11 protein-coding genes are annotated in these 15307 nt (G+C 36.3%); 1 reads left to right on the forward strand and 10 read right to left on the reverse strand.

All coding sequences use genetic code 11. The features are described from left to right. Positions 1 to 37 precede the first annotated feature (37 nt). The 10 genes from TY13_RS12385 to TY13_RS12430 form a co-directional block, all read right to left on the reverse strand. Positions 38 to 1366, reverse strand: coding sequence for a transglutaminase domain-containing protein (locus TY13_RS12385; RefSeq protein ID WP_042476384.1), 1329 nt, complete (start codon positions 1364 to 1366; stop codon positions 38 to 40). A 247-nt stretch (positions 1367 to 1613) separates the two neighbouring features. Next, positions 1614 to 3026 carry a hypothetical protein gene (locus TY13_RS12390; protein ID WP_042476386.1) on the reverse strand — a complete coding sequence of 471 codons (1413 nt, stop codon included), beginning with the start codon at positions 3024 to 3026 and terminating at the stop codon, positions 1614 to 1616. A gap of 149 nt (positions 3027 to 3175) precedes the next feature. Then, positions 3176 to 3388: a YdbC family protein gene (locus TY13_RS12395; protein ID WP_042476389.1), complete on the reverse strand. Its 213-nt coding sequence runs from the start codon at positions 3386 to 3388 to the stop codon at positions 3176 to 3178. A 129-nt stretch (positions 3389 to 3517) separates the two neighbouring features. Beyond that, positions 3518 to 5794 carry a 5'-nucleotidase C-terminal domain-containing protein gene (locus TY13_RS12400; protein WP_042476392.1) on the reverse strand — a complete coding sequence of 759 codons (2277 nt, stop codon included), beginning with the start codon at positions 5792 to 5794 and terminating at the stop codon, positions 3518 to 3520. Positions 5795 to 6063: 269 nt separating this feature from the next. Continuing rightward, on the reverse strand, positions 6064 to 7773 hold the full coding sequence (locus TY13_RS12405; RefSeq protein ID WP_042476394.1) for a methyl-accepting chemotaxis protein: 1710 nt from the start codon (positions 7771 to 7773) through the stop codon (positions 6064 to 6066). Between the two features lie 119 nt (positions 7774 to 7892). Next, positions 7893 to 9089 carry a diaminopropionate ammonia-lyase gene (dpaL, locus tag TY13_RS12410; protein WP_042476397.1) on the reverse strand — a complete coding sequence of 399 codons (1197 nt, stop codon included), beginning with the start codon at positions 9087 to 9089 and terminating at the stop codon, positions 7893 to 7895. 1 nt (position 9090) lies between these two features. Continuing rightward, a complete protein-coding gene (locus TY13_RS12415; protein WP_042476408.1) occupies positions 9091 to 10251 on the reverse strand; it encodes a M20 aminoacylase family protein in 1161 nt (386 codons plus the stop codon). Positions 10252 to 10291: 40 nt separating this feature from the next. Then, positions 10292 to 11701: an alanine/glycine:cation symporter family protein gene (locus TY13_RS12420; RefSeq protein WP_042476411.1), complete on the reverse strand. Its 1410-nt coding sequence runs from the start codon at positions 11699 to 11701 to the stop codon at positions 10292 to 10294. Between the two features lie 271 nt (positions 11702 to 11972). Continuing rightward, positions 11973 to 12863, reverse strand: coding sequence for an AraC family transcriptional regulator (locus tag TY13_RS12425; RefSeq protein ID WP_042476415.1), 891 nt, complete (start codon positions 12861 to 12863; stop codon positions 11973 to 11975). Between the two features lie 50 nt (positions 12864 to 12913). Beyond that, positions 12914 to 14158: a hydantoinase/carbamoylase family amidase gene (locus TY13_RS12430; protein ID WP_042476416.1), complete on the reverse strand. Its 1245-nt coding sequence runs from the start codon at positions 14156 to 14158 to the stop codon at positions 12914 to 12916. 220 nt (positions 14159 to 14378) lie between these two features. On the opposite strand from TY13_RS12430, the gene TY13_RS19870 reads away from it, so the two are divergent. Further along, a complete protein-coding gene (locus TY13_RS19870) occupies positions 14379 to 15278 on the forward strand; it encodes a helix-turn-helix domain-containing protein (protein WP_052344327.1) in 900 nt (299 codons plus the stop codon). Positions 15279 to 15307: the final 29 nt, after the last annotated feature.

Raw genomic sequence — 15307 nt, forward strand, 5'->3', positions numbered from 1 at the left:
AAAAATAAGGAATGCCCTATTCATTTGGCATTCCCTCCTACATATATCCTTGCCCCGCAGTCGCAGGGTATTTCGATGTGTCCCAAATATGATCCTTTGAAATTTGTTCATCAGAGATTAAAAAATAATTGTAAAACACTTTGTTGCCTTGATCTGGAACAGGATCATTCCATGTCGTGTCTAAGTGGTACCATTCCCCATCCAGCTTCACTAAATTCCAGGCATGCAGCTCGCCTGAAATAACTTCACCTGAAATATATTTCGTCTCTATATTAAGTTCATCTAATAAAAGCAGCGCCGTTAATGCATAGCCCTCACAGACACCTTCACCATTCGCCAAAATGGAATATGGCGTGTATGGACTTACCTTGCTGTCCAAGTTGTATTGCGTATTCGTCACAATATAATCATTAACATATTTAACCTTATCTACATCTGATAAATTGCTTGGCATTGCACTTACAATTTGCTTAACCATTCCCTTTACAAGTGCATTTTGCTCCGCTGTCATATCATATGTAGCTTCGATTTGAAACTCGATATGCCCATTGCGATAATCTTTAGCTCGCCAAGTAAGCTCCCTACGTAAGCGTGACAAATAGGGCTCATGCCCCTCTAGCCATAGCATTGCATCATCCACAACTTGCTGCAAGTCAGGTGCTGTGCCATAATATTGAATCGTAAAATTATTTTCAAACTGCCCCATATAATGGGCAATTGCCTGTCCTAGCTGCTCTGCATTTGTTACATCATTTGGGTAATCCTTTTCCTTATAGACAGGTGTAATATCTGCAGTTGCAACCTTCTCAACATTAAAATTTGAGCGACTCGGCCCACCGACCGTGAGCATATTGAAAAGCTGCTTAAGTCCATTGTCGAAATCAAAGTTAAAATCATTATCTAGCTTTAGTGCTATTTGTGGATTTACTGTTGGCAGTGTTAAAGACGATGCCTTAAACTCATCTACAGCAATTGTGCCAAATACTAGACTACAAAGTAATAAAAAGATTGTAGCTAAACCAAATACGACTGATTTCAACCAAGAAAAAAGCGCTGTAACTGGGTTTCTAAACATCAAATTTAGCTCAGCATTCATACGCTGCTCATACTTTCTTTGCCGTCTTGCTCCCCTAAAGCGCCGTCCACTATAAATCGCGTTATTATACACGCGCTTATATACCTCAAAGCGCTGTGCCTTATTGCCCTTCGCCTGCCGAATTTCCGCGCGATTCCGTTGCAGTACCTTCTTCAAATGACGCCGCATATTTATTTGAGTAAAAAATAACTTTGTTGAAAAAAGAAAAAGCAAAGTAGCAATTATACAAATTACTGCAAATATTATTAAATTGCTTAACTCATCAAGCATATGACCACCCTCTTATTTCTTATTATAAATGATTACTTGAAAAATTCTCATAAAAGGCTCTAAAAAAGCACTGAAACAAAGCTTCAGTACTTCTTTATCATCCAATTCCCTCAAAAGCTACTCTTTGCTGTAGCTCCTATGTCCCTTTATTTATCTTTCATTCAATAATTATGTACTTTTAAACAAGAGGTGATACATTTATTAACTATTAAGTCCCTATAATCTATTTTTTCTTTTACAATAACAGTTATGGTGTATAGTATTTAGTAAATTTAAAGTATCTTAATTTTTTGTAACAGCAATCATAATATTTTTGACCTGAGTTACACATACAACTAGAATCTAATCTTTGACCTTTAAATTTATTAAAACGTTTTTTCACATTAGCATTAATCGTGTTAATTAGATTCCAATCGCTTTCTATTCTAGGTATATTCAACATACCCCCTCTTTCACTTAATTTAATAATTTGTTTAACATGCTTTAAAGCCTCTTCCTCATCTGAAGCGTCTTCTATAATTCTCTTTAATGATATGACACTTAAATCTGCTGTTATTTTTGAGTTTTTTAATTTAAATTCTCGATTTTCTTTGAATAAGTTAATTATTTTATATCGCAGTTCCTCTGAACAATAGCTTAAACCACTGATTCCTAAAGCTATTGTCCAATCAATAATATCTGTAGGTTGATATTCAGCAACAAAATTTACAGAAATTTCTTCCTCGCTAATCGGATAGGCAATATCCAAAAAATCATACAAAATATTTTTGCTTGAAAATGGATTTTTACAATAAACACCTGCTGTAATAGAATACTCGCTCAAATCAAATACATTTCGACTTGGACCATCCCCAAGCCTATAGCTTAGAAGCTCACCAAAATAAAATAAATGCTGCAAATGATGCGAATGTCTAAAGACCATTACTGCATCAACATTTTGAAAATTACTCTCTATATAAAAACTCTCTTTAGTTAATAGACCTGAATGTGGGTTCACTAAAGTACTTACACATTCATTTATAAAATCGTCCCAAACAATAATTAAAATTGTTTTATCGTCCTTATACATTGCATTTTGTTTATACGCTACAAACTTCTCATTAGCATTCTCTAAATAATACTGTATTTTCAAATCCTTACTAAATACGATTTCTCTCTTTTCTTTTAAAATTTCAATTTCACTTTGTTTCAACCGTGAAGTGATTTGAATTCCATTATGTCTTATTTCCTTAAATGGTGTTAAATCAGGTGTTTTTACTTCAATCGCAAACCATTCATCATTTAACTTCATCCTGAACTCTGGATTTTTGGCTCCTTTATATGACTTAGGCTCTAATTCAATTGTAGATTTATCTGCTCCAGGCATGTTCATTAAATTATATAGAGCCAACACTTCACCTAATATTTGAAATATTTGCTCCGGATTATTTTTTCCAATAGTTTCTATTTTATCGATTGTAATTTTTGAATAATCTTTAACATATTCATCAATATAGGCTAAGATTTCAATTAAATGCGTTAAAAACCAATGCGTTTTCCCTTGATATATATAGGGATATACATACATGATATATTGAAAAAGATGCTTATTTTGGTTTTCTCTTTTAGAGTAATCATTAATTTTATCGTATAAATAGGATTGGATTTCAGCTTTATCCACTTAATTCACTCCTCTTATATCATCATAAGAATAGCTAGTATTCTTATACTTAACTTACTTAAGTATTTCAGTTTTAATAGGTTTTACACAAATATAATGTCAAGAAATAATCAAATTTAAAAAGCCACCTCTCCTACCTCATTAATGAATTACTTATTTAATAGCTTCTTTAAAGCCTGTACCTCATCCTCCGATAATGTTATACCCTTGCCCATCTTCTCATGCTCTGGTGCCCATTCGCGAATATCGTATTTTGGTGCGTTGCCGTTCCAGCTAATGCGGTTTAATTCTTTTTTCCAGCCCTTTGCTGATTCTGAAAGAACACCGATATGCTCAATAATTTCATATTTAATGTCTGCCATAATTGCCTCCGCTAGTTGTTTTAGTTTATTATACCTATTCTTATAATACATTAGGTTACCTATTTAAGAAAAACTTCAAAATACTATAAGAAAAGCAACCAATTTCAGAATTGGTCGCTTCCTTCATGATTACTTATTTTTAACTTTTACATACTTGCTATAAACATAGCCTGTTTTGCCTTTATAAGAAATTTTATACCAGCCGTTTTCTTTGCCTAAAATCGTAATTTCAGTGTTTTTTGAAATCGTCCCATATACTTTCGCTGCGCTTGACGGTTTTGAACGAACGTTTAAGTGATAAGCTGTAACGACACCTTTTGTTGATTTTGGCTGAGTCACAGTAGGTTTTGATTTTTCTGGCTGTGGCTTTTCTGGTGTTGGTTTACTTGGATTCGCTGGTTTTTCTACAGGCTTTTCTACTGGCTTCTCTGCTTCTTCCTCTGTTCCTTGCCCAGCTTCAGGAGCATTCAGCACATTTACTAGCTGCTGATAAAATTCCCCTGTTGTTTTTACACCAACAAATTGGCTTGCATCTACACTTGCCTTTGCTGCTAATTGCTCAATTTCCTGCTGTGTAATAGAATCCTTCACATTAATTGATGCGATATTTGTGTATTTTCCATCTTCTGATGTAGGAATTGATAAAATACCTTTATTAACTAACTCAACAACTGCTGCACGAGCTGGCGCTTTTGTATCAACCCCAACAATTTTCCAGTTGTTTTGGATAACTGGCTCATAAACGCCTTTCTTTTCTTCTTTCAAATAGCGGATTGCTAGATTGCGAATTGTCCCACCTGTTTCTCCATAAGTACTTTCTTCTTTAGAAGACCAAATCATATTAAATTTACGTCCTTCAAGTGCTTGACCTTTTGATACAAGGAAGTCCATTCTATAAGCATTCATACCAAGCTTTAAATGATCTTTCATCTTAATTGGCGTTCCATCTAATTTAGAAAGATTTTTTATTCTGTTGCCTGGTTGCTCCGTTAAATCAATATCGTATTTTACATTACCAAAATAGTCATTCGTACTATATTTAGATGAACGTCTAGTTTTATCAAAGCTAACCGTCACATCTCCATCGCGAGTACTATTAAAATAACCAACTGCCCATTCCATATAATCCTTTAAGTCTTGTCCAGTTACTTCATAAACAGATACTTCTCCACCAGCAAATTGATAATTATAGGCAATGTCCTTTTTCTTAATAGGTCCCACATCTAATGCTGCTTTATCATTATCAATCTGATGCGCTACTACATCTGCCTTACTATAATGTAGCATTACCTCATGGAAGAAATCTGATAGAGGCGTTTCTTGAATGTGTACAGTAGGAATGCCATTAATTTCGTTTTTCGGAACAAGGTTTGTTCCTTTTAATTGTGCTATTTCGATATTAGCATCTGCGCGTGCAAAGTCATGATATGGCTTTAATATTTCTTCAAGTCCTTTGTCTGATTCAACAAATGTGCCATCTTCATTCTTTACAGGAATCGTTGATGCATCTTTTTCTTTTAATGTTAATTGCTCACCTTGGCGCGTAAACGTTAAATCGATGCGTGAAATATGCGTTCCGTATCGATTAGGCTCTGTGATAATAATTCCGTTAACTTCTTCTTTGTTAATAAGCACATGATTATGACCTGCAAAAATAGCAGCTAGCTCTGGAACAGCAATAGCCATTTCTTTCACACCTGTTCCTGCCACACCGTTTTCATTTTCTAAGCCCATATGCATAAGGCCAATCATAACATCTACTTTACCTTCTAATTCTTTAACTGCCTTTTTCGTTTCCTCTACTGGATTTTTGACAACTAATCCATCAAGATGATTTGTGCCCTTTTCATATTCTGTAATTAGCGGCGTTACCATCCCGATAACCCCAATTTTAACACCTTCACGTTCAATAATTGTATATGCTGGTAAATAGCGTTCACCATTTTCTTTATAAACATTGCCGGCAAGTCTTGCTCCGTTGAATTGACTAGAAACCTTATCTAGTACATCTAAGCCGAAATTGAATTCATGGTTACCATATGTCCAAGCTTCGTAGCCCATTTCATTTACAGCGACCATCATTGGAGATTGTGGTTGATCATTGAACAATTCAGCAGAATTATCCTGAATTAAATCACCGTTCTCCAACAAAATTGTGTTGGGATTCTCTTTACGAATATCTTTGATAATTGTATATAATTGTGTTAAGCTACCAGTTAAATTTGGTCCATCCGTCGCGTAATCCCAAGGCATAGAACGACCATGAATATCTGATGTAGCAAGAAGCGTAATATGTATATCCTTTTCTTCTTGTGCCTTTACTGATGCTTGCGTAAAGAAAATACTTGTCGCAAAAATCAATACCGCAATACTAAGCGTTGCTATACTTTTCTTCATTTTAGCCATTTCTTAAATCGCTCCTTTTATTCTGAATTTTAAAATTCGTTTAATAAGTTTATCACTTCAAATTACTTTCCACAAGATAATATCTCGAATTCAAAATATGGGTTTAATAGTGCAAATTATTATATTTGGAAACTTTAAGAAAGACTTCCCCATATTATAAAAGTCACCTCTTTTCTGAGAGGTGACTTTATTACTTATTATTTACCCAATAACTCCTTGAGCTCGTCAATATACTTAACAGTTTTGTATTTGCGGCTTTATTTCCTCTATTACTTCAATGTAAACGCTTTTACATGCTCATTTAAAGTATGGGCCATTTCGTTTGTTTCGTTTGAACTACGCGCAACTTCGTCAATGCTATCTGTTGTTTGCTGGGTAGCATTTGTTAAACTGTTCATTGTATGCTCAATTTCCCCTATAGAGGCTGTTAAATGTTGAATCATTTGTACGACATGCTCTGATTTTTCTGCTTCTGCTGTCATCATCGAAGACATATGAATAATTTCCTCAACCGTTTTCTCCACAGCCTGCGAAATCGCATGTAAAGACTCTGTTGTAAGCTTTACAGTTTCAGTTCCTTTTTCAATATATTTCGTATTGTCCTTTGATGATGCAATAACATGCTCGATATTTACCATAATATCCTGTACTAATTTTTCAACTTGCGACACTTCACGATTTGATTGCTCAGCTAGCTTTCTTACTTCCTCTGCGACAATTGCAAAGCCTTTGCCATGCTCGCCTGCCCGTGCCGACTCAATTGATGCGTTGAGCGCTAATAAATTGGTTTGGGCAGCAATTTCATTAATCGTTGTTGTAATTGCTTGGATTTTTGTTGCAGAGGCAACTAAATTTTCGACTGTTTGACTTACTTCATCAGAGCCTTTTTGAATAAGTGCGATATCATTGTTAATTTCTAATGCTCGCTGCTCGCCATCTCGTGCAATTTGCAATGTAGTGTGCGAATTTTCTACAGTATAATCCGCCTTTACTTTCATCGTTTGTAGTTCTTTCGCTAAATCAACAAGTGCATCACTTGCCTTTTCCGCATGGTGCATACCACCAGTAATTGAGCCTGTGACCTCGCTAATATCATCAGCTACATCTTGCATCGTATTTGTCATGCTGTCCAATGTAGTTGCAGATTTCTCGGCATTATTAGATAGCGTATGTGATGTCTGACGCATTGTTAAAATCATGCTTTGTAAGTTGTCCGTCATTTGATTCAAAGTTAGGGCTAAATCGCCTACTTCATCGTGGTTTTTAATAGACGTTTTTTCAACAGCTAAATTGCCGTTTGCAATTTCCTTTGCCTGATGAATTAAAACGCTAATTGGTCTTACTTTGCGGCGAATTAAGAAACCTGTAATAATCGACGCTAAAAGCATTGGGAAAATACTAATTAAAATACCGCTACGCACTACATCCCATGTACGTTCCTTAACAATATTTGCGTCAAAATCAATTACGCTAATTGCGATAATTTCTTTCGTAGAATCATGATCCTTGAAAATTGGGGCATAGCCTGATAAACGCTCCATGCCACCTGAAGTGTAAATTTCGGAATATGTTGGATGCTTTTCCTGCAATAAAGTATTTATAGCCTTTTTATCTATATAAAATGAATCACCAATTTTAAATCCGTCCTGTGCAAGATGCTGATCAAGTGCTAGCAAAGTCCCTTCAAGCGTTAAAATATACTGTGTTTGAAAAATACTTTTATGTGCTGTTGTCCAGTTCAACGCCTCGCTCATTTCTTGCTTTTTCGCATCATTACCATTTAAAGCCTGCTCTACATCTTCAGCAGCAATCAAGCCTGTAGTTATATTAGCGCAACCATAAGCTTCTATCCCCGCTGCCTCATATATTTTATTATAAGCAGTGATATATGTGGCAAATGAACTAATACATAACATTACTACTAAAATACCAGCAATAATTGTCCCTAGTTGGAAAGTTAGTGAATTACGTAGATTCATAGCAATTTCTCCTTTTCTATATCCCTTCGAGACAATCATACTATAAAAAAGATGTATTTTAAAAGCATCTTTTTTATAGGTATTTAGTAATAACAATAATCGTTCATAGGTTTTTCAATTTAATTAACTGAATACGCTCCATCCCACACAACCTTTTTGAAATGCTCCGCGTCCGTATCACCTTCTGTGCTAAAGAATAATATCTTTGAATTAGAATCTATTTTTAACTGCTGCTTTAAATTTGCGTACTCACTTCTTCTTAACATTTCACTAACAGCTCCTATGCCAACAGCTCCTGATTCTCCTGAAATCACTTGTACATCATCCTTAATCGGTGCTGCTAAAACTCTCATCCCTTGTGCAGCAATGCTATCAGGGCATGAAAGGAATGCATCTGCATAGTCATTTAAAATTTTCCATCCTAATGTGCTTGGTTCTCCACATGCTAGCCCTGCCATAATTGTATCCATATCACCTTTTACATAATGAAGCTTGCCGTCGTTTGCTTCAGCTGTTTTAAATATGCAGTCAGCCTTGTCTGGTTCTACCACAACAGTAATTGGGCGCTCCTCACCATAAACATCTGCAAAGAAGCCTTGAACTGCTGCTGCCATTGAGCCAACACCAGCTTGGATAAAAATATGTGTAGGCTTTTCATCCAATTCCTTTAGCTGTTCATATGCCTCTACTACCATTGTGATATAGCCCTGCATAATATTTTTTGGAATTTCCTCGTAGTTTTCCCATGCTGTATCTTGTACGAGTACCCAATTGTTCTGTTCAGCATGTTCAGCAGCTAGACGAACAGTATCATCATAGTTAACATCTGTAATAGATGCATTTGATCCCAAGTTTTTAATGTGATTCAATCTTTCCTCTGAAGACCCTTTAGGCATATAGACTACTGAGTTTTGCTTCAATTGTTTCGCTGTCCAAGCAACCCCTCTACCATGATTGCCATCTGTTGCAGTAATAAATGTTAGCTCACCTAATTGCTCCTTCACTTCTGGTGAAACAAGCTTTTCGTAAGTTAACTCATCTGGATTAATATTTAATTTCTTAGCTAAATATTGTCCAATCGCATAGGAACCACCTAAAGCTTTAAATGCATTTAAACCAAATCGATAAGATTCATCCTTCACAAATAGCTTACTTACATTTAGCTCTTTCGCTAAATTATCCAAAACAGCTAAAGGAGTTAGTTCATATTGTGGAAAGCTTTGATGAAATGCTTGTACCTTTTGAGCTTCCTTTAGCCCTAAAAAGTCAATGCTTGTGCTAGGGTTTTTCTTACGATCATATTTTATTAATTTCATCTTAATTCCCTCCCAGACGAAGCTTAACAACTTCCGCAAAAAACTCGGCACCTGTTTCTAATATACTGTCATTATAATCATAGAGTGCATTGTGCAATGGTATGATTTCCTCATTCTCAACCTTACCACCAAGAAATACGAAGCAGCCTGGTACTTTTTCTAAAAACTTGGCAAAATCCTCGGATGCCATAAATGGCTCACAGTTACCATTTGTCTTGTCATTTCCTACAATGTTTTTAGCTGCTTCAATTGCAGCCTCTGTACAACTAGCCTCATTGATAGTTGGCGAAAATTCATGTGTGTACTCAAATTCACATTCAGCACCGTGCATCGCACAAATTCCTTCACAGATGCTTCTCATTCTTTCTTCAAGCAGCTTTTGTACTTCCGGCGTAAAGCTTCTCGTATCACCTTTAATTTCTACATTAGAAGGAATCGCATTGCGAATTCCATCTGTATGTATTTCGGTACAAGAAACAACTGCTGTATCATTTGGATTCACATTGCGAGCGACAATTGTTTGCAATGCAAGAATAATTTCAGCCGCAATTACTAAAGGATCAATTCCCATATGTGGGCTAGATGCATGACAGCCCTTTCCTTTAATGCGAATAACAAAGTTATCTTCACTAGCCATAATAGGCCCTGGTCGAGTCTGTATTGTCCCGACTGGTAACCCTGGCATATTATGCAGACCATAAATCTCATCTACTGGGAAGCGTTCAAATAGCTGATCCTCCATCATCGCTATAGCGCCTTTGCCGATTTCTTCAGCAGGCTGGAAAATAAAACGGACAGTTCCATTAAAGTTTTTTGTAGCAGAAAGCAATTTAGCCGCACCTAGTAATGTTGTCATATGACCATCATGCCCACATGCATGCATTTTTCCTTGGTGCAAAGAGCGATATGAAAGCTCCTTCACCTCAGTTAAATTTAATGCATCCATATCAGCTCGTAATCCAATGACACCTTTTCCGTCCCCAACAACTAGGTTTGCCACAACACCCGTACCACCAATATTTTCGTGAACGTCTAAGCCCATATTTTTAAGTTCCTGTGCTATATAGGCTGATGTTTTCACTTCCTCGAATGCTGTTTCAGGGTATTTATGCAAATGATGTCGCCATTCTACTAATTGTTGTTTTAAATCAAAATTGTTCATTATTTTCTCCTCTCCACCAATTATAATCTCAATTTTCTAATTATTTAGTTGCTTCGTCAATATTCGAAAGATTAATTTTTGTAACATCTAGCTCTTTATTCCATTCGGGTTCTTCTACCCCGCTATTTAATTGATGCATATAGTTTTTATATGCATAGCGTACATATTTGAATAAACCAAACAATGCAAAGACATTAATAAATACAATAATCGCTAACATAAAGTCTACTGTAGCCCAAATTGTCGTAAGTGGAATGACAGAGCTAAGGATTAGGACAATCGCTGCGACGATTCGGTAAAACCAAATTACAGGCATCGCATTTTTTTTGAATACATATCTAATATTTGTTTCCCCGTAAAATATATCTGCTAGCAGTGTAGTAAATCCGAATAAGAACATTGCAGCGAAGACAACCCATTTACCAGCAGAGCCTAATGCAACAAAAAATGCTTCTTGTAAAAGATTAATTCCTGTTAAGCCTGTGCCAAGAACATCTGTCATAAGTAATGCAAATGCTGTACATGAACAAATAATACAAGTTGTAATAAATGTACCTAGCATTGCTAAAAATGATTGTTCAACAGGATGTTTAACATCTGCAGCGGCGTGCATTGTACCAGCTACCCCGTTCCCTGCATCGTTAGAGAATAAACCGCGTGCAATCCCATGACGGAATGCTTCCATTACCGTATGTCCAATTGCCCCACCAATCACTGCATGACCAGTAAATGCACTTTTGAAAATTAATGCTAAAACCGCTGGAAGCTGCGTGATATTCGTTACAACAATAAATAATGTAATAGCAATAAATGCGATCGCCATAAAAGGAACGATTAATGTAGAGAAATCAACAAGTCGCTTTACGCCACCTATAATCACAATTGCAGTAAGTACAACAACGCCAATCCCAGGGATAATCGGATGAATATCGACTACGCCAGTGAATGATGTGGCTATAGAGTTCGTTTGAATCGATGCGATAAATAAACCAATTGCAAATATATAACAAATAGCCATAATCATAGCTAATACTTTATTTTTAAGGCCTTTTTCGATATAGTGAGCAGGTCCTCCACGATAAGTACCATCCTCAATTTTTTCACGAAATAGTTGTCCTAGCACTGTTTCCGCAAATGTAATAACCATTCCTAGCAATGCTGTCATCCACATCCAAAAAATTGCCCCTGGCCCTCCAGCAGCTAAGGCACTTGCAACACCTACTAAACTACCTGTACCAACTTGTCCCCCTATTGCAGCACATAAAGTAGCAAAACCGGAAATATTGCCATCCTTACCTTTTAAATTTTTCTTCATGCACTTCAATGCATGTCCGAAATGCCTTAATTGTGGAACACCTAAACGGATAGTGTAGAACACCCCAACCCCAAGTAGTAGATAAGCTATAAAAGATCCCCATAAAAAATCATTTATTTTATTTAATAATTCCATTCTTCCATCCCCTTTTAATCAATTAAATTGCATTATGTTGTTTGTTCCTCCTTGTCGATATTCTAATATTTCGGCAATTCAGAATATATCAGGTTATTATTCAATTTTATAAATATATTGAGGTTATTTTTTTGAAGGAAAAAGTAACCTCAATATCTAAAGGATTTCGGGATGGAAAGAATAAATAAAAATATAACGATTTTACAACTTGGCAATCATACTATTTTAAGTTAATACCGAATAAACCAGGGCATAATTGACCTTACTCTAATTAACAGCTTTCTACTTTATATTTTTTATATACTAGCGGTGTCATGCTCATCGATTTTCTAAATTTCTCAATAAAATAACTTGTGCTATTAAAGCCAACTTGAAAGGCTATCTCTGTAATATTACATTCTGCTTGGTGCAAAAGTGTTATACTTTTTTGAATACGATAATCCACCACATAATTTAATGGTGTTGTATTTAAAATTCGCTTGAAGTATCTACAGCATTCAGAGCGACTTAAATGCCCTACTTTCGCAATATCCTCCAACGAAATTTTCTCGGCATAATGTAAATGTATCCAGCTTAACATTTGCTTCATTCGTTGATTCTTGACCATTTCTGTCTGAACGTATTCTGGTTGAAAGCCGTTAATAATTAAGTTTTTCCAAATATTTGTAAGCTGAATAGTGATTTCAAATTCAAAATGCTGGGGCTTTAATTCAGTTAGCTGCTTTATTTGTAAAATAGCATCTAAAATATTTGCCCCCCATAGCTCATTCGCCTTTAGAAATACATAAGATAGATTCGTTGCTTGCATATAAGGAACTACATAAATTGTGTAGAGCTCCTGTGATAAAATAAAATGCGGAGAGACATTCAAACAAACATAAACACAATTTGATTGTTTCTTCTCTTTCGCCATATGCAAGCAACCACTATTGATAAATAGCCCTTCTCCTTGTCGTATCACAAGCTGCTCTTCATTAACTTGAAAAATTGCTTCCCCTTTCACAACTAAAATAAATTGAAATTCCTCATGCCAATGAAGTGGGATATAGCCATGTATATTTTTCTTAATCATTGTTTCATAGCACGCAATCGGTAAGCCAACAGTACGATGGTGGGTTAGCTCTTGTAAGCTTTGATTAATCATAAAATCCTTAATTTGCATAAAACCACCTCAAGATTGTTGTATTTTTATTTGGTGCAACAGGTCTTAATTTAAAATGCACAATCCATTACATGATGAACCAATCTTAAAAACGCTCGAATGCCAACTTGCAATTTAGGCTCAGGTGTGTGCTCTTCCTTTGTATGCGATAAACCGCCCTCTGACATTGTAAACATCATCACAGTTGGCACAACCTTAGCCATCTCAACTGCATCATGTAGGGGACCAGAGTACATTTTCGTTGCTTCACCTGTTTCCTCTTCTACTGCCTGCTCACATAAACGAATCAACTGATTATCGAATAATTGCGGTGCAACAGAATAAATTTTTCGCCAGCCAACCGAAACGCCATTAGCACTTGCTATTTTTTCTGTAACGGCTTGCGCTTCCTCGTACATTTTTTGCAAATCAGCCGCATCAATTGTTCGCATATCTAAGGAAATTGTACATTTCCCTGGTACAATTGTGACAACATCTGGCTGCACCTGTACTTGGCCAACTGTACAAACCGCATTATATTTTAATGCAATTTCTCTAAATTCTAATGCAGCCTCAGCAGCAGCTAAAAATGCATCCTGACGCATAGGCACTGGGAACGAGCCAGCATGAGCAGCCTGTCCTAAAAAGTCAATATAATGACGCTCTACTCCTGCTGCTCCAAATACACAGGCTGCGTCCTTTTGTTCCTTTTCTAAAATAGGCCCTTGCTCAATATGCAGCTCTAAATACCCTTTAATATTTCTTTTTAAAAATTCCTGATGTGCATGCAGCATTTTTTCTGGTCTTACTTGAAATTCTGTTAGTGCCTCTTCAAATGCAACACCGTTTAAATCAACACGCCCTATTAGCTCATCTACATTTAAAGAGCCACTAACCGCCGAAGAACCTAAACAGCTATAGCCGTAGCGAGCCCCCTCCTCATCTGCCCAATCTACAACATAAAGTGTTTTCTTTGGTTTCTTGCCATCGATTGTATAACGCCTCAATGCCTCAAGTCCGGCCAATACGCCGAGTGCCCCATCAAGCCAGCCACCGTTTGGCACGCTGTCTAAATGGCTACCTATTACAATGGCCTCTGTACTTTCCCCTTCAACCTTTGTCCAAACATTTCCCGCGCTATCTTTCGAAACCTCCGCCCCAAGTGCCTCAGCTTTTTGCTTATACCAATCGCGTGCCGTTTGCCAAAATGCAGTCCATGCTACGCGCTGTGCTCCCCCTCCATCCGATGTTAACAATGCAAGCTCCTTTAAATCTTGAATTACGCGAGTTGCTCCGTCATTTAAATTGTATGTCATTGTGCTTCCCCCTTTTTTATCTCGTATTAATAGGCTGTAAAACCCCCACTGATTGAAGGTTCACTTTATCATGTTTCACCCAAATACAAAATGCTTAACACCTATTCTTGAATGCGCTACAATATTGCTATTACAGCTACTATACATGTATTCAAAATATTCTTTCTATAAATTTCGCGATTATTTTTATCAGATTTGAACGAAAAGGAGCTGAAAGTGGATGGGAAACTCAAAGCCCGTTGCGCAAAATATTTTAGATGGTACAACCTTTGAAATTAAATTGACGGAGGATTTAGAGGAGCAAATTAAATACGATTTTGATGATTATGAAATTGCTATATTCACGCAAGCCTATCATCATTTGCGCTCGGATTATATCCCCATTCATTGGCATAATGCGCTGCAAATTATTTGGGTGTATCAAGGCTCACTCGAATATCAAATTAATAATAAAATCATCACGATTACAGAAAACTCACTTTTACTTATAAACAATAGACAGCTTCATAGCTCTAAAACAATCAATCAAAATGCGAATGTGCTATGCATGAACTTCAATTTAGACTTTTTACACCCAAAGCTGTTATCAGCCCATGTGCAGCCGTTTTTCAATAAAAATCCTTTTGCCTACTATTTACTGCCACTGTCGCTAGAGCAAAAAACGAAGATGTCTGAATGGATAAACGATAAAAAGCCCAATTTCTTTTCAGTCGTAGCTTTTTTAACGACGCTTATTGAGCATTTACTCACACACTACGATGTGGCGATGAAAAATAATGAAGAAAATGAAATTGCACTTTTCAATCAAATGCTGCAATTTGTGCAGGAAAATTATCAAAACAGCATTACTGTAAATGACTTAGCAAGCTGTGCATTAATTAATAAAAATGCATGTAATCAGCTATTTCAAAAATATACGCGTCTGTCGCCAATTAAATTTGTTAACAAACACCGATTGTATATAGCTCAAGGCTTAATTCTCCATACAAACAAATCAATTTCTGAAATTAGCGAGGAGGCTGGCTTTAACCAAGTGAGTTATTTTGTGGAGCTATTTCGCAAAAATTATCACCTTGCACCATTACAATATCGGAATAAATATCGGGTGCAAGGTGAATAAGTGAACAAAAAAAGGGTTGTTCAAAAGGC

The sequence above is a fragment of the Bacillus ndiopicus genome, from assembly GCF_000612805.1.
GTDB classification, from domain to species: domain Bacteria; phylum Bacillota; class Bacilli; order Bacillales_A; family Planococcaceae; genus Metasolibacillus; species Metasolibacillus ndiopicus.

What these genes read in the sequence shown, in the direction of transcription:
- TY13_RS12385 (WP_042476384.1), bottom strand. Translation starts at nt 1,366, where the DNA reads ATGCTTGATGAGTTAAGCAATTTAATAATATTTGCAGTAATTTGTATA.
- TY13_RS12395 (WP_042476389.1), bottom strand. Translation starts at nt 3,388, where the DNA reads ATGGCAGACATTAAATATGAAATTATTGAGCATATCGGTGTTCTTTCA.
- TY13_RS12400 (WP_042476392.1), bottom strand. Translation starts at nt 5,794, where the DNA reads ATGGCTAAAATGAAGAAAAGTATAGCAACGCTTAGTATTGCGGTATTG.
- TY13_RS12405 (WP_042476394.1), bottom strand. Translation starts at nt 7,773, where the DNA reads ATGAATCTACGTAATTCACTAACTTTCCAACTAGGGACAATTATTGCT.
- dpaL (WP_042476397.1), bottom strand. Translation starts at nt 9,089, where the DNA reads ATGAAATTAATAAAATATGATCGTAAGAAAAACCCTAGCACAAGCATT.
- TY13_RS12415 (WP_042476408.1), bottom strand. Translation starts at nt 10,251, where the DNA reads ATGAACAATTTTGATTTAAAACAACAATTAGTAGAATGGCGACATCAT.
- TY13_RS12420 (WP_042476411.1), bottom strand. Translation starts at nt 11,701, where the DNA reads ATGGAATTATTAAATAAAATAAATGATTTTTTATGGGGATCTTTTATA.
- TY13_RS12425 (WP_042476415.1), bottom strand. Translation starts at nt 12,863, where the DNA reads ATGCAAATTAAGGATTTTATGATTAATCAAAGCTTACAAGAGCTAACC.
- TY13_RS12430 (WP_042476416.1), bottom strand. Translation starts at nt 14,158, where the DNA reads ATGACATACAATTTAAATGACGGAGCAACTCGCGTAATTCAAGATTTA.
- TY13_RS19870 (WP_052344327.1), top strand. Translation starts at nt 14,379, where the DNA reads ATGGGAAACTCAAAGCCCGTTGCGCAAAATATTTTAGATGGTACAACC.